Genomic DNA, 26,784 nt, shown 5'->3' with positions numbered 1-26,784 from the left:
GAGTCCTGCGCGACAGATTCCAGGATTTTCCAGTCAAGGCGGTTCTTACCACGTCAGCATGATCTTGCCGATATGTGCACTGCTCTCCATCAGCACGTGTGCCTTGGTTGCATCGGCGGCAGGGAAGACCTGATGGATGATCGGTTGCACTCTGCGCGATTCCAGCAATGGCCAGACTTTCTCGTAAAGCGCCTGTGCAATGGCGGCTTTGAAGGCAATCGGACGCACGCGTAGCGTGGAGCCCGTCACGGTGAGTCGGCGGCGCATGATTGCACCAGCATCGATGGTCGCCTTGCCGCCGCCGAGGGTGGCGATGACGACCAGCCGGCCATCATCGGCGAGTACCTCGATTTCGCGGGGCAGGTAGTCGCCGGCAACCATGTCCAGAATCACATCGACGCCATGACCGTCGCTATGGCGCTTCACCTCTTCCACGAAATCCTGTTCGCGGTAGTTGATGGCGATGGCACCGAGCTGTTCGCAAGCAGTGCATTTTTCCGCGCTGCCTGCGGTGACGAATACACGGTAGCCAAACGCATGTGCCAGCTGGATGGCAGTGACGCCGATACCGCTGGAGCCACCCTGGACCAGCAAAGACTCACGCGCACCACGTTTGCCCTGGCCGAGCTGGCCGCGATCGAACACGTTGCTCCATACCGTGAAAAAATTTTCCGGCAGCGCTGCCGCCTCGACCATCGAGTAGCCTTTGGGCGTGGGCAGGCATTGCAGCAGCGGCGCTATGGCGTACTCGGCATAACCGCCACCACCGATCAACGCGCATACCCTGTCGCCGCGTTTGAGGCCGAATGGATTTTCGCCATCCAGATCGCCATCGACCAACTCGCCAGCGACTTCCATGCCGGGTATGTCGGAGATGCCCGGCGGCGGGGCGTAATTTCCCTTGCGTTGAAACACGTCGGGCCGATTGACGCCAGCTGCCGCTACCTTGATCAGCACCTCACCCTTGTCGGGCTTGGGTATGTCGCGCGAGGTGAGTTTCAATACATCGGGTTCGCCGGGGCGAGTGATTTCGATGGCTTGCATGGTAGGCATGGCGATTGTTTGACTCATCGGTTGTTCAACGTTTGCGCCGACTCCCGTCCTTCAACGGCATCGGCGGATTCGATCGGTGACACTCTCAAGCAATCAATCATTCAGTCGGGGCTCAAGCGGCGGCTTTCTTGCCGGCTTCGTCGAGCGATTTGAACTCCTCATCGGAAAGCTTGATGCCGACGGCGGCGACGTTTTCTTCCAAGTGCGACACCTTCGACGTGCCGGGAATCGGGAGCATCACCGGACTGCGCTTGAGCACCCATGCCAGCGCGATCTGGCTCGGCGCAGCCTTGTGCTTCTTGGCAATGTCGTCAAGCACCGAGCCCGGCTTGGCCAAGTCGCCTGCTGCCAGCGGATACCAGGGGATAAAACCGATACCGTGCTTGGCGCAATAGTCCAGCACCTTTTCGCTCGCACGATCGACCAGGTTGTACTTGTTCTGTACGGTAGCCACCTGGAAGTGTTTGGCGGCGGCTTCGATGTCTTCGATCGATACTTCGCTAAGTCCCGCATGAGCAAGGACACCGTCATCGATCAGCGATTTGATGGCGGCGAATTGCTCGTCGCGTGGCACCTTGGGATCGACGCGATGCAACTGCCACAGGTCGATGCGCTCCACGCCGAGGTTGCGCAGGCTCTTGTGTGCCTGCTGGATTAGATACTCAGGTCGACCGACTGGCGTCCACTGATCGGGTCCGGTACGAGTAAGGCCGCCCTTGGTGGCAATGACCAAACCTTTATACGGGTGTAGCGCCTCGCGAATCAACGGCTCGGACACATCCGGTCCGTACGAGTCTGCTGTATCGATGAAGTTGATGCCGAGTTCGGGCAGGCGTTTCAGCGTACGGATGGACTCAGCACGATCCGCCGGATCGCCCCAGATGCCTTTGCCGGTGATGCGCATGGCGCCATAGCCGAGGCGATGAACCTCCAGTTTGCCGCCGATCTTGAATGAACCGGACTGTGACGCATTGATATCCGACATGAGGGACTCCTTGGGAGAATGATTCAGGGGGATGAAGCACACATGATCTATCTGAGGGCATATTGCCGATCGACAACCGTCTATCGTGTTCGGCTACCTGATCGTGCTGTCGACGAAATGGCCAAGTGGGAGCGATCGAGGTATGCAAAGTCGGCACAGTAATCCTTCGTCGCTATTCAATATTCAATGTGATGCAGCGGCGCTTGCGGTGGTCTGTGCTGCCGGGCTCGCAGAAGTAATGCGCCACACCACATTGCCCACGTCATCTGCGACCAGCAAGGCGCCTTTGCCATCCGTCGTTACACCGACAGGCCGACCTTGCGCCTCGCCATTCACATTGAGGAAACCTGTCAACACGTCTTCGGCGGGACCGGATGGCTGGCCGTCGGTGAACGGCACAAAGATCACCTTGTAGCCACTGCGCGGGTTGCGATTCCAGGAGCCATGCTGACCGATGAACGCACCGTTCTCATAGTGCGCGGGTAAAAGATGCGCAGTGTAAAAAATCAGTCCCAGCGACGCGGTATGTGGGCCGAGCGCGTAGTCGGGCGCGATAGCCGTGGCTACCAGCGCGGGGTTCTGCGGTTGCGCGCGGACATCGACATGCTGGCCGTAATAGCTGAAAGGCCAGCCGTAAAAAGCGCCGTCCTTCACTGAGGTCATGTAATCGGGTACCAGATCGCTGCCGATTTCATCGCGCTCGTTCACTGCTGTCCACAACGCGCCGCTTTGCGGTTGCCATGCCATGCCATTGGGATTGCGCAGGCCGGTGGCGAATACGCGTGACGTGCTGCTGGCAATGTCGACTTCAAGAATTCGTGCACGGTCTTTTTCTACCGCAAGTCCGTTCTCTCCGACATTGCTGTTGGAGCCGACCGTGACGTAAAGCTTCCCGCCGTCCAGACTGGCGATGACGTTCTTGGTCCAGTGATGATTGATGGTGCCGGCCGGCAGGTCCATCACTTTGGTCGGTGCTGCCGTAATCCTGGTTTCCCCGGCTTCATACGGAAAGCTCAACAACGCATCACTGTCGGCAACGTAGAGCGTGTTGCCGACCAGGGCCATGCCAAACGGCGAGTTGAGGCCTTTCAAAAATACGTCATGCGTATCGGCTACACCGTCACCCTTCGTATCGCGCAGCAAGGTGATGCGGTTGGCGCTGGGTACGCCAGCACCGGCGCCGGCCATGATCTTCTTTGCAATCCAGCCCCGGATGCCCTTGCTGTCGTCGGGCTTCGGTGGTGCATTGGTTTCGGCGACCAGCACGTCGCCATTGGGCAGCGTGTAAAGCCAGCGAGGATGATCCAGTCCGCTGGCGTAAGCGTTCACGGCCAGGCCCGATGCGGCGATCGGCGTCGCGCCGGCTGGCCAGCCCACGGCTTTGGCTGTTTTCATGGTGGGGAACAGCGTCTTGTTTGGGGCGGGCAGCTCTGGATTGACGCCCGTTCCATCGCTCACTTGTAGGCGTGCCGTATCGCCGCAGCCGATCAGCATCAACACTGCTGACAAAGTGGTGATGGCGAAAAGAGTTGTTCGAACGGATGAGCGCATGGCGAGGCTCCAGCAGGTAGGCCACTACTGCACACCGCCAATGGGGAAGGTGATGTGAAAAGTCATGACGATATGGACATGCGCGTCACGTGTGGCGTGGGGAAATGATGCTGGTTGGCTCGAATAGACCTGCGCCGTAACAAGCGACTCATTTTGAAGTGGAAATTGGAGAACACCATGACTGATCAGGAAAAGCTATTTCTTGCCGAACTTCGTCTTTGCGGCGAATCAAACCACTGGCGCGTCGACGTGCGTTATAGCGGAGTCTTGAAGGACGAGGATAACGGCGATGAACAGTCCGGTAACCAGGAGGGTAAAGAAGAAAAAAAGAAGCCGTCCCTTCCCGAAGAAATCAAGCTGTCAATCCTGGTGCCTGCCGGTGATCGATCCGTTGTCGATCTGCAGCTCGATGCGATGGACCGCGCCATCGCATTTCTTCAAGCCACAGCCCATGCAGCCAGAGATGATCAGCTGAAGCAGATGAATGTAGTCGATGAATAGTGCTCTCCCACGCGGCAAGCATTGATTAGTCCGGTGTCGGCGGTGTTGCCGTTCGGCTTATTTGCAGGCAAGGTAAAGCCATGCATGAATCAGCGGCCAAAGATCAATTGAACTCCGAAGACGATCTGCTAACGATCGATCAAGCCAGCGTGATGCAGGGCGATCGGCTGGTGCTGGACCGGCTCAGTCTGTGCATTGCCGATGGCCAGCACACGGCGATCCTTGGCCCCAACGGTTCGGGCAAGTCGACGCTGGTAAAGCTGATTGCGCGGCAGCTGTATCCGTTGGCGAAACGGGATGGCAATGGCCGCGTGTGCATCTTTGGTCGCGATCGCTGGAACGTGGCGGAGCTGCGCAGCCTGCTTGGCATCGTGTCGCCGGCGGTGCAGCTCGATTACACCAGTGATACGCCCGTGGAAGTGTTTGATGCAGTGGTGTCGGGATTCTTTGCGGCGCGCGGCATCAGCTTCAATCATCAGGTCACTGATGATATGCGCGGACGTGTCCATGAGGCGTTGGCGCAGGTCGGTGCAACGCCGCTGATCGGGCGCGACATGGCGAGCCTGTCTACTGGCGAAGCGCGTCGTGTACTGATCGCGCGGGCGCTGGTGCATCGCCCGCGCGCACTGCTGCTCGATGAACCCTGCGCAGGTCTGGATATGGCCAGCCGTCGGCATTTTCTGGAAGGCCTGCGCGAGCTGGCCAGGAGCGGCACCACGTTATTGCTGGTCACCCATCACGTCGAGGAAATCCTGCCAGAGATCGGGCAGGTCGTCTTGCTGCGCGATGGTCGGGTGTTCCGGCAGGGCAGCAAGGCCGACACGCTTACCGATGCCACGCTGTCAGAGGCGTTTGCCATGCCAGTGCGAGTGAGCCGGCATGGCGATTATTACGCGGCGACGCTGGATTGAGGTTGGCGTTCACTGAAATCATCCGCAGATAGAGACGGCGCTCACCAGTCCGTCGGCCGATAGTCCTTCAGAAACTGCCCCCACACGTGCTCGCCGGTGTTGATCCCGCTGATGATCGGATCGACGATGCGCGCTGCGCCGTCAATGATGTCCAGTGGCGGGTGGAAGCGTTCTTCGATCACTTTTTTTGCGGCCAGTTCGGCCGGGTCTTCATCGGTGACCCAACCGGTATCCACACTGTTCATGTGGATACCATCGTTGTGATAGTCGGTAGCAGAGGTGCGCGTCATCATGTTGAGCGCGGCCTTGGCCATGTTGGTGTGTGGATGCCGCGTGGTCTTGAAGCTGCGGTAGAACTGGCCCTCCATCGCCGACACGTTGACGATGTGCTTGTCGTGACTGGGTTGGTCATTGCCTGGCGTGCGCAGCATCAGCGGCTTGAGCCGCGCGTTGATGATGAACGGCGCGATGGCGTTGACCAGCTGCACCTCCAGCAATTCCACCGACGGCACCTCGGCCATCAGCAGCCGCCACGAGTTGCGCTCGCGCAGATCGATCTGCTGCAAGTCCTGATCGAGTTTCCCTTGAGGAAACAGGTGCTGCTGCGCCAGTAGTTCTTCCGGCAGCAGTGGCAGCTGCGACAGCTCGGCTGCGCGCGTCAGACCGGCAACATTCGGCACGCTACCTGATTGCGCGATAGCACCCGTGTTCGCCTCGGGCAGCAGGTGCGCGCCGCGCAAGCCTTCGTAGTTTCCGACCAGCTGGCGCACGTGCGCTGGCAGGTCGTGCAGCGCGGCCGTTTCGCCGTCCATCATGTGCGCGTAGAAATCCGGCGGTCGGCGCACGGTCTGGCAAGCGTTGTTGATAATGAAATCCAGCCGTGGCCGCGTGGCGATCAACTCCTGACAGAAGGCTTCGACGCTGGGCGTGTGGCGCAGATCCAGTCCGTAGATCTGCAGGCGATCGCTCCACTGCGCAAAGTCCGGTTCTTCGGCGTAGCGCGCGGCGGAATCACGCGGAAAACGTGTGGTGACGATCAGCTCCGCGCCCGCGCGCAGCAGTTTCAAACCTGCCTGGTAACCGATTTTCACCCGGCCGCCGGTCAGCAGCGCCACGCGCCCACGCAGATCCACCAACTCGGTGCGCTTGGCGTAGTTGAACGCCGCACAATCCGGGCACAGCTGGTCGTAGAAGAAATGGATGGTCGAGTACTTCTGCTTGCACACGTAACAGTGCTGCGGTTCGATGGATTCGCGTGGCTGGGTGGCGTCCGCATTGGGGTTTACGTCGTGCGCCTCGAAACCTTCCGGCGCAAACACGCTTGGCGTGCTGAACACCGGTTTGCGACGCAGCGCGCGGATGCCGGTCTGGTTGAGTACGGTGTCGTCGGCACGAATCTTCGACGCATAGTGCGCTTTCTGTTTAGCCTTCAACTTCACCCGACGCGTCGCCGGATCGGGGTGATACACGCTCGCCACCGCCTGATGCAGTCGGCTGCGTTCCTGCGCAGGCAACTGCGCCAGCAGCAGCGGATCGGCCGCCAGCGATTCCAGCAGTGCTGTCGCTTCGTGCAGCCGCTTCAGCAGGGCAGGGTCTGTATCGTCCGGTACGGGCGGGGTAGGTGTGGAGTTGGTCAAGGTGTTGTCCGTATCGGTAAAGCGAAAATGGAAGGCGGCGGCAGGTGATTTGGCCGCGCCAGCCGTGTATTTTGCCTGTATTGATGCCGCGCTGCCTGTGCATGGATTTATGGCCATGCACTATCCCGATTTACACCATCGGCATCGGCATCGGCACAAGTGAGCGGGCTGCACGCGATATGCTTTATTCGAACGATCTTTGATCAGACAATTAATGTCTCACGCGTTCTAATGTCGAGGCATATCAACGCGAGGTAGCCATGAGCAGTACGCACCCTTTGCCCCATGTGGTCATCATCGGTGGTGGATTCGGGGGATTGAGCGCGGCGCGCGCGCTGCGATCGGCGCCGGTGCAGATCACGCTGGTGGATCGTACCAATCATCACCTGTTCCAGCCGCTGCTCTATGAAGTGGCGACGGCGGGGCTGTCGGGACCGGATATTGCCGCGCCGCTGCGCCATATCCTGCGCAAGCAAGCCAATGTCACCGTACGCATGGAAACGGTCACGGCGATCGACGTGGCGCAAAAGCGCGTGTCGATGGGGGACGATGCGCTGGAATACAACTACCTGATTGTGGCGACCGGATCGAGCCACGCTTACTTTGGTCACGACGACTGGGCCACCGATGCACCCGGCATGAAGACGATGAACGATGCGCTGGCCATCCGCCGGCACATCCTCAACGCCTTCGAAGCCGCCGAGCGTGAGCCTGACCCGATAAAGCGCGCAGCGTGGCTCAGCTTTGTGGTGATCGGCGCCGGCCCGACCGGCGTGGAGCTGGCCGGCACGCTCGCCGAGATCGCCCATCACACGCTAGCCAACGAATTTCGCGTAGCCGATCCACACCAGGCGCAGATTCATCTGGTGGAGGCGGGCGGTCGCGTGCTGGGCTCGATGCCGGCGGATCTCTCGGCGAAAGCGCAGCAGCAGCTTGAGCGCATGCAGGTGCGCGTTCATCTGAATTCGGCCGTCACCAGCGTCAGCGACGACCATGTGCAGATGGGCGAGCAGCGCATCGAGGCGCGCACGCTGGTATGGGCTGCAGGCGTGGCCGCATCGTCACTGGGCAGACAGCTGGATACGGCGTGCGATCGCGCGGGTCGCGTGCAAGTCGCGCCCGACCTGTCGTTGCCGCAGCATGCCGAAGTTTTCGTGATTGGTGATCTGGCCCATCTACAGCAAGATGGAAAGCCTGTGCCGGCACTGTCACCGGCGGCCAAGCAAATGGGGGCCCACGCGGCGACAATGATCCGCGAACGAATGGCCGGCCGCACCACGCGTGCTTTCCGCTACAAAGACTACGGCAGCTTCGCCACCATCGGCCGCGGCAAGGCGGTAGCCGATTTGCGCGGCATCCATCTGTCCGGTGTCGTCGCGTGGTGGCTATGGCTGGTGGTACATATTTTCTTTCTGATCGGCTTCGGCAACCGGCTACTGATCACGATAGGCTGGGCCTGGTCGTACCTGACCTGGCAGCGCAATGCACGCATCATCGTCGGTGGTGAATTGGGCAAGTAACGCGCTCCGTCAATCGCCCCCGCTGCGCACTTGAGCGTGGCTGATCAGCGCAAAGATGAAACTGCCGCCGACAATATTGCCTGCCAGCGTGGGTAGCGCAAAGCGCAGCGCGTAGTCGGCAAAGCTGAGATCACCGGCAAACACCAGATAAAGTGACTCGATCGTGCCCACGATGATGTGGGTAAAGCCACCGATGGCGATGAGATAGGTCACGATCACGATGATCGCGATCTTGGTTTTCTCGACTGACGGTAGTAGCCACACCAGCGTAGCGATCAGCCAGCCGGCCAGGATGCCCTTGGTGAACATTTGCAGCGGCGAGTTCTGCATCAACTCCTGGCCGATAGCAGTGAAGGCGGCCTGCGTTTCGCTGTCGAACTGTTGCAGATGCAAAATGCCGTAGGCGAACAGCGCCGCGCCAATCAGGTTGCCAACCAGCACGATGCTCCACATGCGCAGCAACGAGCCGAACTTGCGCAGGCTCGGCTCGGTCATCAACGGCAACACGGCGGTCATCGTGTTTTCGGTAAACAGCTGCTGGCGGGCGAGAATTACCACCAGGTAGCCGAAGCAGTAGCCAAAGTTCTCCAGCAGAAACCGACCGGGAAAATCACCCAGATGCGTGTGCAGCAGGCCGCGCGCCAGCAACGAAAATCCCATCGACATACCGGCTGCGAGCGACGACCAGCCGAGTGCGGCCACGCCACGTTTCAGCTCCTGCTCGCCCTCGCGCCGGATGATCTCGTGCAGCACTGCGGCACGCGGTGGTCGCTTTTCTTCGACATCGCCCTGCTCATTGCCTGAAAGCACAAAGCCGTCACTTGAGCCAGGCTGGTCGCTATCGGATTTGCTGTCGTCATGTTTGGGGGAAGGTTGATCGTTCACGCGAGGACTCCGTTGATTGGCGTCGTCCACTGAGCCACAGAGTGGTGATGATGGATGGCGTGATGTGTCCGCAGCGTCCATGCGCCAGGAACCGCTGCGCTTTTATCCCAGTGACGGTCGCTGTTTCGACCGATACCCGCTCAACTCGTCGCCGGCGTCGTGCGCAAAGCCCACATGCCAGCGCATGGAGCTGAGCGAGATCAGCGTGACGATCACAAAAGCGATGGAGAAATCCATCAGATGCGGTTCGGCGTGATCACCGGCAGCCATGGTCAGCTTGAGAATCAGCGCACCGCTACAGACGCCGACGGAAAGCATCAGCTGCTGCAGGGTGGTGTACAGGCTGCTGGCTGCGCTGGTGCGCGACGTCGGCACGGCTTCGTAGGCCACCGTGTTGTAGGCCGCAAACTGGAATGACATGAAGGCACCGCAGCAGAACAACAGGCCGAACATCAGCCAGTCCGGCCAGCCCGGCCGGAAAAACGCGCACACCGCATAGCCCATGCTGGAGAGTATGCCGTTGGCCATCATGCCGCGCCGAAAACCCACCATCCGCAGCACGCGTGGCGTAACGCTGCGCATCACGATAGCGCCGAGCGACGTTGCCAGAATCAGCTTGCCGCTGCGCACCGCCGACAGGCCGAAGCCGATCTGGAACATCAATGGCAGCAGGAAAGGCTGCGCGCCCTGCGTGACACGCATCAACGAACCGGAGATTACCGATAGGCGGAACGAGTCGATCTTCAGCAGCGACAGATCCATCAGCGGATCGGGTCGCCGCTTCGCGTGCCATATATAGGCTGCGCATGCGGCGCTGCCGATCACGAGCAGGAGCAGTGCGCGCATAAGATCGGCATTTTGCCCGATCGTCTCGAAACCGAACAACAGGCAGCCCAGCCCGACCCCACATAGGGCGAAGCCGAGAAAATCAAAGCGCGCCGGCTTGGATTCGCTGGGAATCTCCGGCACAAACTGACGCACCAGCCAGAAGCCCAGCAGGCCGATTGGCACGTTGATATAAAAAATCCAGCGCCAGCTGAGGTAGCTGACGATGAAGCCACCCAGCGGCGGCCCGATCAGTGGTCCGAGAAACGCCGGTACCAGCGTCCAAGACATCGCCGACACCAGGTTGCGTCGCTCGACTGTGCGCAGCAGGATCAGTCGTCCGATCGGCGCCATCATCGCGCCACCCGCACCCTGCAGCAGGCGCGCCGCGACCATCGCGGGCAGGCTGGTTGTCAATGAGCAGACGATCGAACCGGCCACGAACACGCCAATCGCCACGCTGAAAACGCGTCGCGCGCCAAAGCGGTCCGCCATCGCGCCGCTGGCTGGGATGAAGATCGCCAGCATCAGCAGGTAGGAGGTAATCGCGATGCTCATCGCCGGCGCCGTCACGGCAAAGTCGTGCGCCATTGTCGGCAGCGCCGTCGCCAGCACGGTGGCATCCAACTGCTCCATGAAGATGGCGCAGGCGACGATCAGCGAGGTGACGCGGTAATCGGGAAACACCGGTGCCGGGGGGCTCGGCACGTTGGTGGTTTCCTCAAGGGGAAGGCTCGCCACTACATATCCTTTGAACGAGCGATCCGGCAGGCACGGCATGCACCGAGGGGGAACCAGCAAGACCACTCAAGAAAGCGACACCCAGATCGTGCATCGCAACGTCGGATTATTCGCCGGTTGGGGAGGGACGACAAGCATGGCTTACCGCAAAACTGCGAGCGCCCGTTCGCGCAATGATGGCTTCGTCTGGTCACAAGCAGAATTTGATGCTGCGAAAAGCGCAAGTCAGGCGGGTTCTACCAGGGGTTCAATTGAGCGCGGATGCCTGCAGCGGAAAATAGCGCAAGCGCTCACGGCAATCTGACATTCCCGCCCTGCGTCAGTGCCGGCAAGCCGTTCTAACTGGCGGTCATACCTAATTCGAGCATGACGTTGGACGCGATCCGATTATATGATCTGATGACTGTGGTAACTACATGGGTTGAACGGTATGGAACACTCTTCGCGCGACGACGCACCGTCTCGTTTCCTTCTTTCTCGCCGGCAACTTCTCATCGGTGGCGGATTCCTGCTAAGTGGGCTGGCGCTTGGTCTTTCCGCCCCCCCCCTTTTGGCGATTCCGGCGGAGCAAAGTCCCTTTGGTGAGCGCTTTATGACCTTGTCGGGCTTGCTGATCGACCACAAACTCAATAACGAAATTGGTGTGCGTCTCGCTGCTGCGATGAAAAAAGCCAATCCGGACTTGCCCACGCTCACCGATGAGCTGATTGCCATCGCGCACCAGAAGAATGCCAAGGTCGTTGAGGACTTCTTTCCGGATATTCCCGCGGGGCCGCTGAAAGAAGTCGCCTTGGCGATTATCTCTGCCTGGTACAAGGGCGTATTGGTGGATGCTCCAGGCGCTGAAGTTTTTGCCTACGAACAGGCCCTGATGTATCAACCCTCGATTGATGTCATGACGATTCCGACGTATGCGATTTCCGGTCCCAATGCCTGGGGCCCCGACGCACCGCCGCTCAGCGATATGCCCAATTTCTGAATGATCCAAGCATAAAGTGAGACTCATGTTATGACCGACATAATTCCAGCTGACGTCATCGTCGTGGGGACGGGCGTGGTTGGTTGCCTCGTTGCCGAGCAGGCTCTGGACGCTGGCTTATCCGTGCTCATGCTTGAAGCGGGGCCGCGCGTTGAACGCTGGCAAATTGTCGAGAACTATCGCAACTTGCCGCCCACAGAGCGACTCCATTTCAACGCGGCCTATCCCCCAAAGCCTTGGGCGCCTCATGTTGAATCCGCCACCCCGGCGGAGGCTCAGGAATACCTGCAGCTTGAAGGCCCTGATGCACGGGCCTACCAGCAAGGCTATGTCCGCTATGCAGGCGGTGCCACCTGGCACTGGGCTGGCATCTGCTGGCGTTTGACCCCCGATGACATGCGTCTCAAAAGCCTCTATGGCGTTGGCCGTGACTGGGATTTTGACTACAACACGCTAGAGCCGTATTACACGCGTGCTGAATACGCGCTGGGTGTCTGCGGCCCCTCTGAGCCAGAACTGCAGTGGCCACCAATCCGCTCCAAGCCCTACCCAATGGGTCGACTGCCGTTTGGTCCCGGCGAGCAACGTTTCACCGATGCAGCAGCTTCGATTGGTCTGCGCAATCACCCCGCAGCGCAGGCACGCAACAGTGGCACGGCCTATGACGGGCGTCCGCCGTGCTGCGGCAACAACAACTGCATCCCGGTGTGCCCGATCGCGGCGAAGTACGACGCCGCGACGGCACTACCGAAGATCGAGGCCAAGGGCGGCAAGATTCTCGTGAACGCCGTGGTTTACAAGCTGGAAACTGGAAACAAGAACGAAATTCAGGCGGTGCATTACTACGATTCCAACAAAGTCTCGCATCGCGTCTCTGGCAAGGTGTTTGTGCTTGCCTGCAACGGTATTGAAACGCCAAAACTACTGCTGATGTCGATGGACGCGCGCAATCCCAAGGGCGTTGCAAACAGTTCCGACCAGGTCGGGCGCAACATGATGGATCAGCCCAAGCTAGTGGTTGAGCTTGCGCTTGCTGAGCCGGCATGGACCGGCGTCGGCCCAGTGCAAGGCAGTAGCATCATCGAAACATCGCAAGGCGATTTCCGCAACCGGCACGGTGGTGCGCTTTTCCGCTTCAACAACATGGCGCGAAGCCGACTTGGCGGTATCGCTGCGCTGGAAAAAGGCTTGGTTGGCAAAGCGCTCGATCAGGAGATCCGCCGTCTGTCCGCTTGCACCGCTGAAATTGCGATCGAACACGAACTGCTGCCCGATCCCAATAACCGGCTCACCCTGTCCGACAAGAGAGATTGGCTGGGTCTGCCGAAGCCGAACATTTACTACGACGTGGGCGATTACGTACGGCGCTCCGCACAGACCTATTCGGTGCCGATTGGCAAGAGGCTGGGTGCGGCGATGGGTGCGACCGATATTCAGGTCTCGACCGGATTCACTCAAAGCGATCACATCATGGGAGGGACGATCATGGGGCGCGACACCGGCAAGTCCGTGGTGGATGTCGATTGCCGTGCCCATGACCATAGCAACCTGTTCCTGCCTGGCGGCGGTGCCATGACTACCGGCGGCTGTGGCAATAGCACACTGACCATGGCGGCTCTTGCCTTCAAGGCAGCAGATGCGATTGTCAGTCAATTGAAGCAAGCCTGACCATGCGTTACATCAATCGTTTTCTGTTCGGTATCGCCATGGTCGCGAGCATGGCAGGCAGCGTAGCCAGTCATGCGGCTGACGACACCAACCAGGCCAGTCTGGTCGCCCAAGGCAAATACATCGCCATCGCCTCGGATTGTGCGGCCTGTCATACGATGAAAAGCGGCAAGCCGTTTGCGGGCGGGCTCGGCATCGTTTCGCCAGTCGGAACCATCTATGCGAGCAATATTTCGCCATCCACGCGCTACGGTATCGGCAACTACACTGAAGCCCAGTTTGCCGACGCCGTTCGCAAGGGGATCCGTCGTGATGGAGCAAACCTGTATCCGGCCATGCCGTATACCTCGTATGCGGTGCTGACCGATCAGGACATCCACGCGCTGTATGCCTACTTCTTGCATGGTGTCGCCCCGGTGGACGAGGCTACACCCGCCACCAACCTGCCGTTCCCGATGAACATCCGCCTTTCGATGAAGGGCTGGAACATGCTGTTTCTCTCGGGCAAGACCATGGTCAATGACCCGTCGAAATCCGTGGAATGGAATCGCGGTCGTTACTTGGTCGAAGGACCGGCGCACTGCAGCACCTGTCATACCCCTCGTGGCTTCCTGATGCAGGAGGAAAAGAACAAAGAATTCAGTGGTGGCCTGGTCGGTGCCTGGTACGCACCCAACATCACCTCCGATCCGATCAGCGGCATCGGCAGTTGGAGCCAGACTGATCTGCCCAACTATCTGCACTCGGGCCATCTGCGCGGCAAGGCCCAGGCCGCAGGCAGCATGGGCGAAGCAGTGGAGCACAGCTTCCAGTACCTCTCGGATGCAGACTTGAACGCGATTGCGATCTACATCAAGGGCATTCCGGCGGTACGGGATAGCGGCGACAAGGCATCGCGCTTCGATCAAGGTAACGCCGGCTCGGACATAGCAAATTTCCGCGGCATGAAGTTCGACGATACGAACGCAGGCAACGCCAGCGGTGCCCAACTATTCCAGGGGAATTGCGCAAGCTGTCACTCGCCTGAGGCGCAGGGCAGCAAGGATGGTTACTACCCCAGTCTGTTCCATAACTCGGTCATTGGTAGCTCCAATCCCAACAACCTGATTGCCACGATTCTCAACGGTGTGAACCGGACAACGGCTGAGGGACAGGCATATATGCCGGGCTTTGGTGGAAAACCGGATGACCTCAATTCGCTGTCCAACGAGCAGATCGCATCGCTGGCGAACTACGTGCTTTCCACCTACGGTCAGCCCGGTACGGAGGTGAGGCCCACCCAAGTCGAAGTGATACGTCAGGGCGGACCGACCTCGAACCTGGTCGCCTTGGCTCGCGCGGGCATGATCGGCGGCGCGATTGTTCTGATGCTGATCATCATCCTGCTGATCCGGCGCAAGAGTCGGTTCAAAATCTTCTGAGCATATATAGCTAGGAAGGCAGGGTGGACGAACTACCGACTGTGTTGAATTTGTGCTCGCTGGTTCTTCCACAGGCATCAGACAAGCTCATCGGCATGCTTTGCATGCCGGTCATGCCGTGGCAATCCATCCCGATGGCCATCATGAAGTGCGAGGCCGTTGGGATACAGACAGCCATTAGCAGTGCAATATGCGCCGCCTCCGTAATCCATCGCCACCATACCTGCACGATAGGGCTTGCGCTCGTCGTTTGGCGAGGTGACACTTTTGAACTCATGTCGTCAACGCGCCTAAGCCGCGATTGCAGACTCACCAAGATTTTTATGATGCAGCGTGCCTGCTTGGCCAAGACTGCTTCGTTTTCAAGGAAACCCCATGCGTTTGGCTGTTGGTACGGAACTGTTGGCTCAGGCTTTGTTGTTTGATATGGATGGCACCCTGATTGATTCGCGCCTGATGGTCGAGACGTTGTGGAAAGACTGGTGCGATGCGCACGACGTTGATTTCGACTGGGTGTTGCCGCAGCTGCATGGCGTGCGACTGGCTGATTCGGTGCGCCGCTTTACGCCACCGGGTTACGACGTGGAGCAGGAGATCCGCACGATGTACGACATCGAGCTGCACAGCACCGATGGCATCGTACCGATCAAGGGGGCGCTCGAATTGCTTGCCAGTCTGCCTGAGGATCGCTGGACCATCATTACCTCGGCCGATCAGGAACTGGCGCGAGCGCGGCTGGCGGTGACGGGGATCGTGCCGCCGCCGAAGATGGTTGGTGGCGACGACGTCAAAGAGGGCAAGCCGCATCCGGCAGGTTATCTTGAAGGTGCGCGGCGCATGGGCTGTGCACCCGCACAGACACTGGTGTTCGAGGATGCTGTTGCGGGCATCCGTGCGGGTCAGGCTGCAGGTGCGCGGGTGATTGCTTTGGCGACCGGCCATCCGGGCGAAATCCCGGAAGGGGTCGAATGGATTCCCGATATGTCGGCGCTGCGTTTTGTCGACGTGGGTGCTGATGGTGTGCGCCTGCGCGTTGTTGCTTGAGCGAAAGGCGAACTCCTATGCGTATCTTGATTCTTGGCGCGGGTGGTACGGGCGGCTATTTCGGCGGCCGGTTGGCGCAGGCGGGCCTGGATGTAACCTTCCTGGTGCGCCCGGCTCGCGCAGCGCAACTGGACGCCCATGGGTTGGTTATCCGCAGTCCGCTGGGCGATGCGCAGCTGGTGGTCCGGCACCTTACGACTGATCAGCTACCGAGGGCAGAGCCGTTCGATCTGATCCTGCTGAGCTGCAAGGCTTACGACCTGGATAGTTCGATCGAGGCGATTGCGCCCGCGATGGGCGAGCACACCACGCTGCTGCCGATTCTCAACGGCCTGCATCACTATGAGGCGCTGGATCAGCGCTTTGGCGCGGCGCGCGTGCTTGGTGGTCTCTGCTTCATCAGCGTCACCAAGCCGGACACCGGCGAGGTGTTGCATCTCGGCAAGCCCGCCTCGGTGACCTTTGGTGAGCGCACGGGCGAACCGCGCAGCCAGCGCTGTGCGGCGATTGCCGCTGCCTTTGCCCAGGCGAAGGTGGAGCACAAGCATTCGCTTACCATCGAGCAGGATCTGTGGATCAAGTACAGCTTTCTCACCGCATTGGCGGCCGCCACCTGCTTGATGCGAGCCAGTGTCGGCGTGATCGTGGCGACTGACGGTGGCCGCGATTTCATGGAGCAGCTATATGCCGAGTGCGTTGCGGTAGCTGCAACGGCCGGTTCGCCGATACCTGCCAGCGCTCGGGAGCTGGCATTAAAAAACCTGACACAGGATGGCTCACCCGTTACTGCCTCCATGCTGCGCGATCTGGAATCGGGCCAGCAGATTGAAGGCGAACAAATCGTCGGCGACATGCTGCAACGTGCACGGGCGGCCGCTATCGATGCGCCATTGCTGACGGTGGCCTGGTGTCATCTGCAGTCTTATCAGAAGCAGCGCAAGGTATAAGCGTCATGCGCCAACGGTGGTGCAGACAGGCGGAAACAAGAAAAACGGCGCCGTATTGCTACGGCGCCGTTTTCATTTCAGCTGTGATGCAACGAATCAGAGCGCTTCGAAAATACCTGCCGCGCCCATGCCAGTACCGATGCACATGGTGACCATGCCGTACTTCTGCTTGCGACGGCGCAAGCCATGCACGAGCGTGGCGATACGGATCGCACCGGTGGCACCCAGCGGGTGACCAAGGGCGATGGCACCACCGAGCGGATTGACTTTGCTCGGGTCGAGGCCGAGGTCGCCGATCACGGCCAGCGCCTGTGCGGCGAAGGCTTCGTTGAGCTCGATCCAGTCCATTTGGTCGAGCGTGAGGCCGGTCTGCTTGAGCACCTTGGGAATTGCTTCCTTCGGGCCGATACCCATGATTTCCGGCGGCACGCCGGCGACGGAGAAACCGACGAAGCGAGCCAACGGCTTCAGGTTGTAGTCCTTGACGGCCTGTTCGCTGGCCAGCATGACAGCGCCGGCACCATCGGACATCTGCGAGGACGTGCCGGCGGTGACGGTGCCACCGTACTGGGCATTGCGGAACACGGTGCGCAGCTTGCTCAGCACTTCCATGGTGGTGCCAGCGCGCGGACCTTCATCGGCGTCGATGAGGCGGCTATCCGTCTTGATGTCGCGGGTGATGAGATCGGGGTAGTGGTCATCGAGTTGGAACGGTGCGATCTCATCCTTGAATTCGCCGGCGGCCTGCGCAGCGAGTGCACGGCGATGGCTCTCGACGCCGAAAGCATCTTGCTGCTCACGGGTGACCTTCCACTTTTCGGCGACCTTCTCGGCGGTGATGCCCATGCCGAAAGCGATGGCGTAATCCTCGCTGTTGGCGAAGATGGCCGGATTCATCGCGATCTTGTGGCCCATCATCGGAATCATCGTCATGCTTTCGGTACCGCCGCCGATCATCAGATCGGCTTCGCCAAGACGAATGCGGTCGGCGGCCTGGGCCACGGCCTGCAGGCCGGAGGCGCAGAAGCGGTTGACGGTGACGCCGGGCACGGTGTCGGGCAGGCCAGCCAGCAGCACGCCGATGCGTGCTACGTTCATGCCTTGCTCGGCTTCGGGCATGGCGCAGCCGATGATGGTGTCGGCGATACGGTGCGGATCGATGCCCGGAGTTTGGGCGATCACAGCGCGGATGACGTGCGCGAGCAGATCGTCGGGACGGGTGTTACGGAATACGCCGCGCGGCGCCTTGCCCACCGGAGTGCGGGTGGCGGCGACGATGTAGGCGTCTTGCACTTGCTTGGTCATGAGACTAATCCTCGTGGAATGTCGGAAAGGAAAGAGAGTTGGAGGTTGGCCATTCGCTTTCCGTCAATTCCGCAGCGGTTTGCCGGTGGTCATGGTGTGCGCGATGCGCGCCTGGGTCTTTTCGGTCTTGGCCAGTTCGACGAAATGCTTGCGCTCCAGCGCCAGCAGCCACTCCTCGTCGACCAACGAGCCACGCTCGATCTTGCCGCCGCACAGGGTGTCGGCAATACGCGTAGCGATGTCGATATCGTGCGGCGAGGCAAAGTAGCCTTCCTTCAGATTGGCCAGCGAGGCCTGGAAGGTCGCCGTGCCGGTATCGCCGGCGACAGGAATCGCACGGCCCGGCATTGGCGGACGATAGCCACTCTCGGCCAGCGACAGCGCGACCTTCTTGGCAACGTAAAGCAACTCGTAGGGGTTGAAGACGACAATGTCGCTGTCGCGCAGCAGGCCAAGCTGCTTGGCTTCGAGCGCGCTGGCCGAGACTTTGGCCATGGCGATGGTCTCGAAGACTTTCTTCAGCGACTCAAACGGATCGTCCGGGTTGGCCTTGGCCGCGCGGACGGCCAGCTCGTGCAGGCCGCCGCCAGCCGGCAGCAGACCGACGCCGGCTTCGACCAGACCGATATAACTTTCCAGCGCTGCGACCGTGCGGGCCGAATGCATCTGGAACTCGCAGCCGCCACCAAATGCCATGCCGCGCACCGCGGAGACGACCGGTACCAGCGATTCCTTGATCGACATGCTGGTGCGCTGGAAGTTGGCGACCATGGTGTCGAAGTCGTCGAACTTGCCTTCCTTCAGCAGGCCGAGCGCGCCCTTGAGATCGGCGCCGGCGGAGAACGGTTCGCCGGTCTGCCAGATCACCACGGCCTTGAGCTTTTCTTCGGCCAGCTTGATCGCGTGCTGCACACCATTGAGCACGTGGTCGTTGACCGTGTTCATCTTGGTCTTGAACGAGATGATGCCGACCTGGTCGTCGCCGAGCGTCCACAGACGTACGCCATCGTTTTCCCAGACGGTGACGCCCTGATCGAATTTCTCGCCGAGGATCGGATCGGGGAACAACTGGCGCGCGTAGACCGGATGCTGCGAGCGCGGCTTGTAGCTGCTCTCGCCGGCCGACCACGAGCCTTCTTTCGAATGGACGCCTTTACGGCCATCCGTTACCCATGCCGGTAGCGGCGCATTGCTCATGGCCTTGCCGGCCTTGATGTCCTCGTTGATCCACTCGGCCACCTGCTGCCAGCCGGCAGCCTGCCAGGTCTCGAACGGGCCGAGTTTCCAGCCGTAGCCCCAGCGAATGGCGAAGTCGACGTCGCGCGCGGTGTCGGCGATGTCGGCCAGGTGGAAAGCGGAGTAATGGAACAGGTCGCGGAAGCTGGCCCACAGGAATTGTGCCTGTGGATCGCTGGAGGCGCGCAGTTTGCCGAACTTCTCCGATGGATCCTTGATCGCGAGGATCGCGGCGACCTCATCGGACGGTTTTTGTTCGGACGGGCGGTAGTCCTGCTTGGCGGCATCGATCACCACGATGTCCTTGCCTGCTTTCTTGTAGAAGCCAGCGCCCGTCTTCGAGCCCAGTGCGCCCTTGTCGATCAGGCCCTGCAATACAGCCGGCGCCTTGAAGTATTTCAGCCACGGATCGTCGGGCAGGGTATCGGCCATGGTCTTGATGACGTGCGCCATGGTGTCCAGACCAACAACGTCAGCAGTGCGATAGGTCGCACTTTTCGGACGGCCCAACGCGGGGCCGGTCAGTGCGTCGACGGTATCGAAGCCCAGTTTGAACTGCTCGGTGTGGTACATCGCGGCCAGCATCGAGAACACGCCGATGCGGTTGCCGATGAAGTTCGGCGTGTCCTTGGCGATCACCACGCCCTTGCCCAGCGTGGTGGTAAGAAAGGCTTCGAGACCGTCGACCACGGCCGGATCGGTCAGGCGGGTCGGAATCACTTCGACCAGATGCATGTAACGCGGCGGATTGAAGAAATGCACGCCGGTGAAGCGATGGCGCAGCTCTTCCGGCAGCGCTTCGGCCAGGCCGTTGATCGACAGGCCGGAGGTATTGCTGGCCAGCACGGCCGTAGCGGAAACGTGTGGCGCGATCTTCTTGTAGAGGTCGAGCTTCCAGTCCATCCGCTCGGCGATGGCCTCGATTACCAGGTCGACATCTTTCAGGTGATCCAGATGCTCGTCGTAGTTGGCCGGAATGATCGCGGCGGCCAGATTCTTGTCGGCCAGCGGGGCAGGTGACAGCTTGGCCAGGTTGGCGATGGCCTTGAGCGCGATACCGCTCTTCGGGCCGTCCTTCGCAGGCAAGTCGAACAGCACGGTTTCGACGCCGGCATTGGTCAGGTGCGCGGCGATCTGCGCGCCCATAACGCCGGCGCCCAGCACAGCGGCCTTGCGGATGCGTAGTGGTGGTTTTGACAAGGATGCAGCAGTCATTAGCTTCTCCAGTAGAACGAACACAAAGCTTTGGGGTGGAAGTCGCAGCCGTTGCCGGCTGTGGGTGCGGAATAAATGCTGATTTAGCGTGGGCTCAAGTCGTGACTCAGGGATGACTCATCCCGGCCACGGCGAAACGGATAAGGTGCTGTGCGGTCTGCTCGCGGTGCACGGTTTCGCTGACGTCGCTTTTGCGCTGGATCATGCCGAAGCCGGACATGGCGTGGGTCAGCGCGCCGCTGACCAGATCGATGCGCCAATAGAGCTCCTGCTTGCTCAGTTGTGGCAGTAGACGGGCGAATTCGGCGGTGAACTGGCGCATCACGTGGCCGTAGTTTTCGGACAGGAACTGCCGCAAGGTGTCGTCGTGCTCGGCAAACGCCCGCGCCAGAACACGCATGAAAAGGCTGCCGCTTTCGTCGTGCGATAGATCCAGCGCCGGGCGGATGAAGGCGGCCAACACGTCTTCGATCGTCGTGTTCTCGTTGCCAGCGACCAGAGCCAGGGCTTCCAGGCGGCTGTTATTGAGCGCGTCAAGCCGCCGGCGAAAGATCTGCTCGACCAACTTCTCCTTCGACCCGAAATGGTAATTGACGGCGGCTAAATTGACGCCGGCGGCTGAAGTGAGCTGCCGCAGCGAGGCGCCATCGAACCCGCGTTGGGCAAACAGCGATTCAGCAGCGCCCAATATGCGTTCCTTGGTGGAGTTGGAGCTGTTCACTGGGACAATCATTGCGTCGCTACGCTCATCGGTTCAAACGATCGTTTGAGGATACGCGGAGCGCTTTGTAGCCGTCAAACATCTGAATTTTGTTAAGGACAGGTGATTTGCGTATGGAGTAGAATCTGTCAAACTTTCCGGTACTAAACCCGTAATACAAGTCAGGTTTAGCCCTTTTGTCGGCCCCTGTTGGCCATGACAGTCTTTTTTGAAATCCATTCCGGAGCAGATTCGCATGGCGCTTGAGCGCACCCTTTCCATTATCAAGCCCGACGCCGTCGCCAAGAACGTCATCGGCGAAATCTATGCCCGTTTCGAGAAGGCTGGCCTCAAGGTGGTTGCTGCCAAGATGAAACAGCTGTCGCGTCAGGAGGCCGAAGGCTTCTATGCCGTGCATAGCGCGCGCCCGTTCTTCAAGGCCTTGGTTGACTTCATGATCTCCGGCCCGGTGATGATCCAGGCGTTGGAAGGTGAGAACGCCGTGCTCAAGCATCGCGACTTGATGGGTGCGACCAATCCGAAGGAAGCCGCCGCAGGGACGATCCGTGCCGATTTCGCCGACTCTATCGACGCCAATGCGGTGCACGGTTCTGATGCTGCGGATACGGCGAAGGTCGAGATCGCTTATTTCTTCGCCGCGACGGACGTTCTCTCGCGCTGAGATATCCGAGGTACTAAGTTGTGAACCAGGTTGTCGTGAACCCATCTGCCAAAGTCAATCTGCTCGACTTCGATCGGCAGGGTTTGCGTGACTTTTTCACGCAGATCGGCGAGAAGCCTTATCGCGCCGAGCAGGTGATGAAGTGGATCTACCACGACCTGGAAGACAGCTTTGAAAACATGACCGACGTGGGCAAGGCGCTGCGCACCAAGCTCACCGAGGCCTGCTACATCGGTCCGCCCAGGACCATGCTGGACAAGGCTGCCAACGACGGTACGCACAAGTGGCTGCTGGGTATGGACAGCGGCAATGCGGTGGAGACGGTCTATATCCCCGAGCCAACACGCGGCACGCTATGCGTATCCTCGCAGATCGGCTGTGCGTTGAACTGCCAGTTCTGCTCGACCGGCGCGCAGGGGTTCAACCGCAATCTGTCCACCGCCGAAATCATCGGTCAGGTGTGGGTGGCGGCCAAGTATCTTGGCAATATCACCCATCAGAATCGTCGTATCACCAACGTGGTGATGATGGGCATGGGCGAGCCGCTGGCCAATTTTGACGCGGTGGTCAAGGCGATGAGCCTGATGCGTGACGATCTCGGTTTTGGTCTGGCGGCCAAGCGCGTGACGCTTTCCACCGCCGGGATGGTCCCGCAGATCGATCAGCTGTCCGATGCGATCGACGTCTCGCTGGCCGTCTCGCTGCACGCTGCCAATGATGAACTGCGCACCGAGCTGGTGCCGCTCAACAAGCGTTACCCGATTGCCGATCTGATAGCTGCCTGCCAACGCTGGGTGGCGCGCAAGCCGCGTACGTCGATCACGTTTGAATACACCTTGATGAAGGGCGTCAACGACCAGCCCGAACACGCCCGTCAGCTGATCAAGCTGATGCGCAAGCTGCCGACATGCAAGGTCAACCTGATTCCGTTCAATCCTTTCCCGGGCACCCGTTTCGAGCGCTCCAGTGCGAACGATATTCGGGATTTCCAGACGCTGTTGCTCAACGCTGGCGTGCTGACCATGCTGCGCCGTACCCGCGGCGACGATATTGATGCCGCCTGCGGCCAATTGGCGGGGCAGGTCACCGATCGCACACGACGCAGCGCCGATATCCGCAAGAAGCAGGACGAGGAAGCCTTACATGCGCATTGATCGCGTACTGATATTAGGCCTGTTGCTGCCGCTGGCCAGTTGTGTCACCACGCATACCGACAGCAATCCCATCGGCAAGAACCTCCCGCAGACCAGCAAGGCCGACCAGGCAGTGGAAGCGGCGCGTGTCCATACCGAGCTTGGCCAGCGCTACCTGGCCAACGGTGATGTGCAGACGGCACTGGCCAAATTGACGACCGCGCTGCAGTTCGATCCCAACTACGCGCCGGCGCATACCGTCATTGCGGTGGTTTATGAGCGCATAAATAACTTGCCCGAAGCCGAAGTGCACTATCGCAAGGCGGTTGCGCTGGAACCCACCAAGGGTGATCCGAACAACAATCTCGGATTGTTCCTCTGCTCGACTGGCCGCTACGCAGAAGCCAATGGCTATTTTCAGAAGGCTGTGGCCGATCCGTTCTATCAGACGCCCGATATCGCACTGACAAATGAAGGGATCTGCCAGCTGCGAGATCATCAGGTTGTTCCCGCTGAAGCCAGCTTTCGTGACGCCCTCGCGCGTAACGCGAATAACGCGGATGCATTATTTCAGCTTGCCAAAGCGCTCTATCTGAATAACGATGCATTCCGTGCGCGGGCTTTCATTCAGCGCTTCGATGCACTAGGGGCGCCGACTGCGGCGGCATTAAAGCTTGGCTACGATATCGAATCTCGTCTGGGGAACCGGGATGGTGCCCTTACCTATAGCACTCGGCTGCAAAACCAGTTCCCGGATTCGGAACAGGCACGCGCCCTCAATACAACTGTCAGCCAATGACTTCCATGCAGCCTGATCCGACCGAACCCGGCAAGAGCACGCCCGATCTTTTCGGGATCAATTTGCTTGATATGGACGCGACTTCAGCGAAGACGCAGGCCATCAGTTTTGGCGCTCGATTGAAGGCTGCACGCGAGGCGCGTGGGCTGACTATCGAGATTTGTGCGAGCACGCTGCGGCTTCCGGTGCGCGTGTTGCGCGAGCTTGAGCACGACATGCACGAGGGGATCGATTCGAAGATCTACCTTGGCAGCTACATCAGCAAGTACAGCCAGTTCCTCGGCATCAACGACGCCTCGACTCAGGTTGAACTCGATCGCATCAAGCAGATCGAGCCGCCATTGGTGGCCACGGGCGGTATTTCGCATTCGCGCTTTCTGTTGGACCGTTATGCCACCGCAGCCACTTACGTGGTGTTGACGGCGGTAATCGTGGTTCCGATGATCTGGCTGGGTGTACGCGGGACGATGGATCGCAGCGTGACGCATCTGGCGCCGCTCGATGCAGCGCCAGTGGCACAACAGGATGCTCCGGCCACGGCGACCAGCGCTGTGGCTTCGGCCAATGGCTCGACTAAGAGCACCGTCGTGGCGCAGATTCCAGCGCCGCCGCCGGTAGTAACGACCTCGGCACCGCAGGATCAGCCGTTGATGGCATCGATGGCGCCGTTTCCGAGCATGGACGGCGGCAATCTTCAGACGGCAAAGCCTGTTGCGCCGGTAGCGGTGGATACCGGAACGGGTAGTCACAGCCTGAGCGTCACCGTCGACGCTGCCAGCTGGGTCGAAGTGATTGACAAGGATGGCAAGCGGCTCGAGTACGGCCTGCTTCCTGCGGGCAGCAGCAAGACCTATCACAGCGATCAGCCGCTGGATGTCCGCATCGGCAATTCCAGCGGTGCACAGATCAGCATCGATGGTCAGCCCGTTGGTCTGGACGATTTCCGTCATGCCAATGTGGCGCACTTCCGCGTGCAGGTTCAGGACGGCAAGGCCTCCGCGGCCAGCCTCTGATCAACGCTCCAGGCCGCTCTGAGCGGCCCTTTTCGGTTATGCTTGTGCACTGATTGTTCGCTGCATGGCGGACACGGGTGGCTTTTGCTTTCATCTCTCGCGTGGCGGCGTGGTAAAGGCCTGCGAACGAGTGATTTTTGAAGGATGATTCATGGCATTTGACGAATACGACAAATACGAACAAAGCGAACTCGTTCAAAAGTGGCTGCGCGAGAATGGCCTTTCGATTGTCGTCGGCATCGCCATTGGTCTCGTTGGCATCTTTGGCTGGCAGCAGTGGCGCAACCACCAGGCACGCAACGAGAGCAATGCTGCCCAGTTGTACAAGCTCGCCCAGGTCTCGCTGGCTGCCAACAAGCCGGAGGCTGCGAGTGTGATCACCGATCAGCTGATGAAAGACTACGAAAAGTCGCCGTACGCTGTCTTTGCGGCCACCGATCGGGCCAAGCAGCAGGTACAGGCCAAGCAGCTGGACAAGGCCGAAGCGTCGCTGGACTGGGCTGCAACCCACGCGACCGACCCGGCGCTGAAATCGCTCACGCAACTGCGCAAGGCGCAGGTTGAACTGGCCCGCGACAACGGTACAGCGGCGCTAGCGACACTCGATGCGATTCCGGCCAATACCTATCAGGGCCTGGCTCAGGAACTCCGCGGCGATGTGCTGGTCAAGCTTGGGCGTGCAGACGATGCACGAAAGGCTTATCAGGCCGCGCTGTCGGCGCTGAAAGAGCAGGCACCACAACGTGGTGCGCTGCAGATGAAACTCGATGATTTGGCCGTGGCCGGGAAGCAGGGTGCATGAAAGCTGAAATGATGAAACGCGTCTTGCTGATCTCGTTGACCTCGTTGGTGGGCCTCGCCGGCTGCCACTCGTTCAAGAAGGAAAACGTCCAGCCGCCGACACCGTTGGCCAAGGATTTCAAACCGACCGTGCAGGTGACCCGCGTGTGGGAAACCCGCGTAGGTAACGGTGCTAATCAGAGTGGTGCGCTTCTGCGTCCGTCGGTCGTCGATGGCGTGCTCTATGCCGACAGTACCGACGGCAAGCTCGCGGCGATCGATGCAGCCAGTGGCAAGACCCTGTGGACAAAAAGTACGCGGACCAAGGGCTGGTTCGGCTGGGGCGACAAGAAGCGTAAAGATGCGCTGTATGCCGGTGGCCCAGCCGTCGATGGTGATCTGCTTGTCGTCGGTACGCTGGACGGCCACGTCTATGCCGTCAATGCCAAAGATGGCAACCCACGCTGGGAAGCCGAGCTGTCCTCCGAAGTGCTGGCTTCGCCGGTGATCGTCGGCGATCTCGTCGTAGTGCGCACCGAGGATGGCCGTATCTACGGCTTGGAAACGGCTACCGGTAAGCGCCGCTGGGTCTTCGACCAGGATACGGTCCCTCTGCTTAGCCTGCGCGGTAACGGCTCCATGCTCGCCGCCAATGGCGTGATTTTCTATGGTAGCGACGATGGGCGCCTGGCGGCACTACGTCTGGACAATGGTTCGAAGCTGTGGGAGCAGAAGCTCGCTAGCGGTGAAGGCCGCACCGAAATCGATCGTCTCAATGATGCGGATGGTTCAATCCTGCTCGATGGCTCGGTCCTTTATGCTGCGGCCTATCACGGCAATCTGGTGGCGGTGGATGGCCCCAGCGGTCGTCCGACCTGGACCCATCCGTTCTCGACCTTCGTCTCGTTGGCGCTTGGCGGCAATTCGCTCTACGGCGTCAACGAGGATTCGCAGGTCTGGGCCTTCGACAAGACGGGTGGCACCGATATCTGGAAGAACGACGCGCTAAAGTACCGCTGGCTGACCGGCCCCGCCGTTCAGGGTGACTACGTTGTCGTTGGCGATATGGAAGGCTATATCCACTGGCTACAGAGCAGTGATGGTGCCCTGGCCGCCCGCGAGCGTCTGTCCAAGAAAAAGGCCATCCGTGCACAGCCGCTGGTGGTTGGCGACATCGTTTACGTTGAAGATGTGAAGGGCCATATCGGCGCTTATCGTCTGTCCGCGCACTGATCGCGGAGACCATGTACTCG

At 60.0% G+C, this 26,784-nt stretch carries 23 protein-coding genes; 14 read left to right on the top strand and 9 right to left on the bottom strand.

Features of this window, described 5'->3' with window-relative positions; all coding sequences use genetic code 11:
- Positions 1 to 45: 45 nt before the first annotated feature.
- The 3 genes from HDE79_RS12140 to HDE79_RS12130 all read right to left on the bottom strand — a co-directional run bounded on the left by HDE79_RS12140 (position 46) and on the right by HDE79_RS12130 (position 3,589).
- Positions 46 to 1,071 carry an NAD(P)H-quinone oxidoreductase gene (locus HDE79_RS12140; protein WP_255488397.1) on the bottom strand — a complete coding sequence of 342 codons (1,026 nt, stop codon included), beginning with the start codon at positions 1,069 to 1,071 and terminating at the stop codon, positions 46 to 48.
- A 94-nt stretch (positions 1,072 to 1,165) separates the two neighbouring features.
- Positions 1,166 to 2,038, bottom strand: a complete 873-nt coding sequence (locus tag HDE79_RS12135; RefSeq protein ID WP_184602244.1) for an aldo/keto reductase — start codon at positions 2,036 to 2,038, stop codon at positions 1,166 to 1,168.
- A 183-nt stretch (positions 2,039 to 2,221) separates the two neighbouring features.
- Complete coding sequence (locus HDE79_RS12130) at positions 2,222 to 3,589, bottom strand: sorbosone dehydrogenase family protein (RefSeq protein WP_184602243.1); 1,368 nt, start codon at positions 3,587 to 3,589, stop codon at positions 2,222 to 2,224.
- Between the two features lie 177 nt (positions 3,590 to 3,766).
- On the opposite strand from HDE79_RS12130, the gene HDE79_RS12125 reads away from it, so the two are divergent.
- Together HDE79_RS12125 and HDE79_RS12120 are read left to right on the top strand one after the other, a co-directional pair.
- Positions 3,767 to 4,090: a hypothetical protein gene (locus tag HDE79_RS12125; protein WP_184602242.1), complete on the top strand. Its 324-nt coding sequence runs from the start codon at positions 3,767 to 3,769 to the stop codon at positions 4,088 to 4,090.
- Between the two features lie 80 nt (positions 4,091 to 4,170).
- Positions 4,171 to 5,001: an ATP-binding cassette domain-containing protein gene (locus HDE79_RS12120; protein WP_184602241.1), complete on the top strand. Its 831-nt coding sequence runs from the start codon at positions 4,171 to 4,173 to the stop codon at positions 4,999 to 5,001.
- A 41-nt stretch (positions 5,002 to 5,042) separates the two neighbouring features.
- On the opposite strand, the gene HDE79_RS12115 is transcribed toward HDE79_RS12120, so the two are convergent.
- Positions 5,043 to 6,755: an SDR family oxidoreductase gene (locus HDE79_RS12115; RefSeq protein ID WP_184602240.1), complete on the bottom strand. Its 1,713-nt coding sequence runs from the start codon at positions 6,753 to 6,755 to the stop codon at positions 5,043 to 5,045.
- Between the two features lie 143 nt (positions 6,756 to 6,898).
- Between HDE79_RS12115 and HDE79_RS12110 the strand changes: the two genes are divergently transcribed.
- Entirely contained in the window at positions 6,899 to 8,158 is a 1,260-nt protein-coding gene (locus HDE79_RS12110) for an NAD(P)/FAD-dependent oxidoreductase (protein ID WP_184602239.1), read from the top strand.
- Positions 8,159 to 8,167: 9 nt separating this feature from the next.
- On the opposite strand, the gene HDE79_RS12105 is transcribed toward HDE79_RS12110, so the two are convergent.
- Both HDE79_RS12105 and HDE79_RS12100 read right to left on the bottom strand, forming a co-directional pair.
- A complete protein-coding gene (locus tag HDE79_RS12105) occupies positions 8,168 to 9,043 on the bottom strand; it encodes a formate/nitrite transporter family protein (RefSeq protein ID WP_343205958.1) in 876 nt (291 codons plus the stop codon).
- 102 nt (positions 9,044 to 9,145) lie between these two features.
- Positions 9,146 to 10,576: a DHA2 family efflux MFS transporter permease subunit gene (locus HDE79_RS12100; RefSeq protein WP_343205965.1), complete on the bottom strand. Its 1,431-nt coding sequence runs from the start codon at positions 10,574 to 10,576 to the stop codon at positions 9,146 to 9,148.
- Positions 10,577 to 11,039: 463 nt separating this feature from the next.
- Between HDE79_RS12100 and HDE79_RS12095 the strand changes: the two genes are divergently transcribed.
- The 5 genes from HDE79_RS12095 to panE all read left to right on the top strand — a co-directional run bounded on the left by HDE79_RS12095 (position 11,040) and on the right by panE (position 16,668).
- Positions 11,040 to 11,588 (top strand): sugar dehydrogenase complex small subunit, encoded by a 549-nt coding sequence (locus HDE79_RS12095; RefSeq protein WP_184602236.1) that lies wholly within the window; start codon positions 11,040 to 11,042, stop codon positions 11,586 to 11,588.
- A gap of 30 nt (positions 11,589 to 11,618) precedes the next feature.
- Entirely contained in the window at positions 11,619 to 13,256 is a 1,638-nt protein-coding gene (locus tag HDE79_RS12090) for a GMC family oxidoreductase (protein ID WP_184602235.1), read from the top strand.
- 2 nt (positions 13,257 to 13,258) lie between these two features.
- Positions 13,259 to 14,677, top strand: a complete 1,419-nt coding sequence (locus HDE79_RS12085; RefSeq protein ID WP_255488396.1) for a cytochrome c — start codon at positions 13,259 to 13,261, stop codon at positions 14,675 to 14,677.
- 375 nt (positions 14,678 to 15,052) lie between these two features.
- Entirely contained in the window at positions 15,053 to 15,721 is a 669-nt protein-coding gene (locus tag HDE79_RS12080) for an HAD-IA family hydrolase (protein WP_184602234.1), read from the top strand.
- A gap of 17 nt (positions 15,722 to 15,738) precedes the next feature.
- A complete protein-coding gene (panE, locus tag HDE79_RS12075) occupies positions 15,739 to 16,668 on the top strand; it encodes a 2-dehydropantoate 2-reductase (protein WP_184602233.1) in 930 nt (309 codons plus the stop codon).
- 96 nt (positions 16,669 to 16,764) lie between these two features.
- Here panE and HDE79_RS12070 read toward each other — a convergent pair whose 3' ends face one another.
- The 3 genes from HDE79_RS12070 to HDE79_RS12060 form a co-directional block, all read right to left on the bottom strand.
- Complete coding sequence (locus HDE79_RS12070) at positions 16,765 to 17,973, bottom strand: acetyl-CoA C-acyltransferase (protein ID WP_184602232.1); 1,209 nt, start codon at positions 17,971 to 17,973, stop codon at positions 16,765 to 16,767.
- Between the two features lie 63 nt (positions 17,974 to 18,036).
- Positions 18,037 to 20,424: a 3-hydroxyacyl-CoA dehydrogenase/enoyl-CoA hydratase family protein gene (locus HDE79_RS12065; RefSeq protein ID WP_184602231.1), complete on the bottom strand. Its 2,388-nt coding sequence runs from the start codon at positions 20,422 to 20,424 to the stop codon at positions 18,037 to 18,039.
- 106 nt (positions 20,425 to 20,530) lie between these two features.
- Complete coding sequence (locus tag HDE79_RS12060) at positions 20,531 to 21,157, bottom strand: TetR/AcrR family transcriptional regulator (protein WP_184602230.1); 627 nt, start codon at positions 21,155 to 21,157, stop codon at positions 20,531 to 20,533.
- A 223-nt stretch (positions 21,158 to 21,380) separates the two neighbouring features.
- On the opposite strand from HDE79_RS12060, the gene ndk reads away from it, so the two are divergent.
- From ndk to bamB, 6 genes are all read left to right on the top strand, one after another.
- Entirely contained in the window at positions 21,381 to 21,806 is a 426-nt protein-coding gene (gene ndk, locus HDE79_RS12055; protein ID WP_184602537.1) for a nucleoside-diphosphate kinase, read from the top strand.
- A 35-nt stretch (positions 21,807 to 21,841) separates the two neighbouring features.
- Positions 21,842 to 22,960: a 23S rRNA (adenine(2503)-C(2))-methyltransferase RlmN gene (rlmN, locus tag HDE79_RS12050; RefSeq protein ID WP_343205957.1), complete on the top strand. Its 1,119-nt coding sequence runs from the start codon at positions 21,842 to 21,844 to the stop codon at positions 22,958 to 22,960.
- On the top strand, positions 22,950 to 23,738 hold the full coding sequence (gene pilW, locus HDE79_RS12045; protein WP_184602228.1) for a type IV pilus biogenesis/stability protein PilW: 789 nt from the start codon (positions 22,950 to 22,952) through the stop codon (positions 23,736 to 23,738). Before rlmN ends, pilW begins: the two co-directional genes overlap by 11 nt.
- Before the next feature lie 5 nt (positions 23,739 to 23,743).
- Positions 23,744 to 24,751, top strand: coding sequence for a RodZ domain-containing protein (locus HDE79_RS12040; RefSeq protein WP_343205956.1), 1,008 nt, complete (start codon positions 23,744 to 23,746; stop codon positions 24,749 to 24,751).
- Positions 24,752 to 24,902: 151 nt separating this feature from the next.
- Positions 24,903 to 25,553 (top strand): tetratricopeptide repeat protein, encoded by a 651-nt coding sequence (locus HDE79_RS12035; RefSeq protein WP_184602226.1) that lies wholly within the window; start codon positions 24,903 to 24,905, stop codon positions 25,551 to 25,553.
- On the top strand, positions 25,550 to 26,764 hold the full coding sequence (gene bamB, locus HDE79_RS12030) for an outer membrane protein assembly factor BamB (RefSeq protein ID WP_255488395.1): 1,215 nt from the start codon (positions 25,550 to 25,552) through the stop codon (positions 26,762 to 26,764). The genes HDE79_RS12035 and bamB overlap by 4 nt, the downstream gene beginning before the upstream one ends.
- Positions 26,765 to 26,784 lie beyond the last annotated feature (20 nt).

The sequence above is a fragment of the Rhodanobacter sp. MP1X3 genome (genome assembly GCF_014207165.1).
Lineage (GTDB): Bacteria > Pseudomonadota > Gammaproteobacteria > Xanthomonadales > Rhodanobacteraceae > Rhodanobacter.
Note: the sequence above shows the minus strand (reverse complement) of the source record. Positions and strands in the feature narration are given on the sequence as shown.

Coding starts and splice junctions, on each gene's coding strand:
- HDE79_RS12140 (WP_255488397.1), bottom strand. CDS start 1,071: ATGAGTCAAACAATCGCCATGCCTACCATGCAAGCCATCGAAATCACT.
- HDE79_RS12135 (WP_184602244.1), bottom strand. CDS start 2,038: ATGTCGGATATCAATGCGTCACAGTCCGGTTCATTCAAGATCGGCGGC.
- HDE79_RS12130 (WP_184602243.1), bottom strand. CDS start 3,589: ATGCGCTCATCCGTTCGAACAACTCTTTTCGCCATCACCACTTTGTCA.
- HDE79_RS12125 (WP_184602242.1), top strand. CDS start 3,767: ATGACTGATCAGGAAAAGCTATTTCTTGCCGAACTTCGTCTTTGCGGC.
- HDE79_RS12120 (WP_184602241.1), top strand. CDS start 4,171: ATGCATGAATCAGCGGCCAAAGATCAATTGAACTCCGAAGACGATCTG.
- HDE79_RS12115 (WP_184602240.1), bottom strand. CDS start 6,755: ATGGCCATAAATCCATGCACAGGCAGCGCGGCATCAATACAGGCAAAA.
- HDE79_RS12110 (WP_184602239.1), top strand. CDS start 6,899: ATGAGCAGTACGCACCCTTTGCCCCATGTGGTCATCATCGGTGGTGGA.
- HDE79_RS12095 (WP_184602236.1), top strand. CDS start 11,040: ATGGAACACTCTTCGCGCGACGACGCACCGTCTCGTTTCCTTCTTTCT.
- HDE79_RS12090 (WP_184602235.1), top strand. CDS start 11,619: ATGACCGACATAATTCCAGCTGACGTCATCGTCGTGGGGACGGGCGTG.
- HDE79_RS12085 (WP_255488396.1), top strand. CDS start 13,259: ATGCGTTACATCAATCGTTTTCTGTTCGGTATCGCCATGGTCGCGAGC.
- HDE79_RS12080 (WP_184602234.1), top strand. CDS start 15,053: ATGCGTTTGGCTGTTGGTACGGAACTGTTGGCTCAGGCTTTGTTGTTT.
- panE (WP_184602233.1), top strand. CDS start 15,739: ATGCGTATCTTGATTCTTGGCGCGGGTGGTACGGGCGGCTATTTCGGC.
- HDE79_RS12070 (WP_184602232.1), bottom strand. CDS start 17,973: ATGACCAAGCAAGTGCAAGACGCCTACATCGTCGCCGCCACCCGCACT.
- HDE79_RS12065 (WP_184602231.1), bottom strand. CDS start 20,424: ATGACTGCTGCATCCTTGTCAAAACCACCACTACGCATCCGCAAGGCC.
- HDE79_RS12060 (WP_184602230.1), bottom strand. CDS start 21,157: ATGATTGTCCCAGTGAACAGCTCCAACTCCACCAAGGAACGCATATTG.
- ndk (WP_184602537.1), top strand. CDS start 21,381: ATGGCGCTTGAGCGCACCCTTTCCATTATCAAGCCCGACGCCGTCGCC.
- pilW (WP_184602228.1), top strand. CDS start 22,950: ATGCGCATTGATCGCGTACTGATATTAGGCCTGTTGCTGCCGCTGGCC.
- HDE79_RS12040 (WP_343205956.1), top strand. CDS start 23,744: ATGCAGCCTGATCCGACCGAACCCGGCAAGAGCACGCCCGATCTTTTC.
- HDE79_RS12035 (WP_184602226.1), top strand. CDS start 24,903: ATGGCATTTGACGAATACGACAAATACGAACAAAGCGAACTCGTTCAA.
- bamB (WP_255488395.1), top strand. CDS start 25,550: ATGAAAGCTGAAATGATGAAACGCGTCTTGCTGATCTCGTTGACCTCG.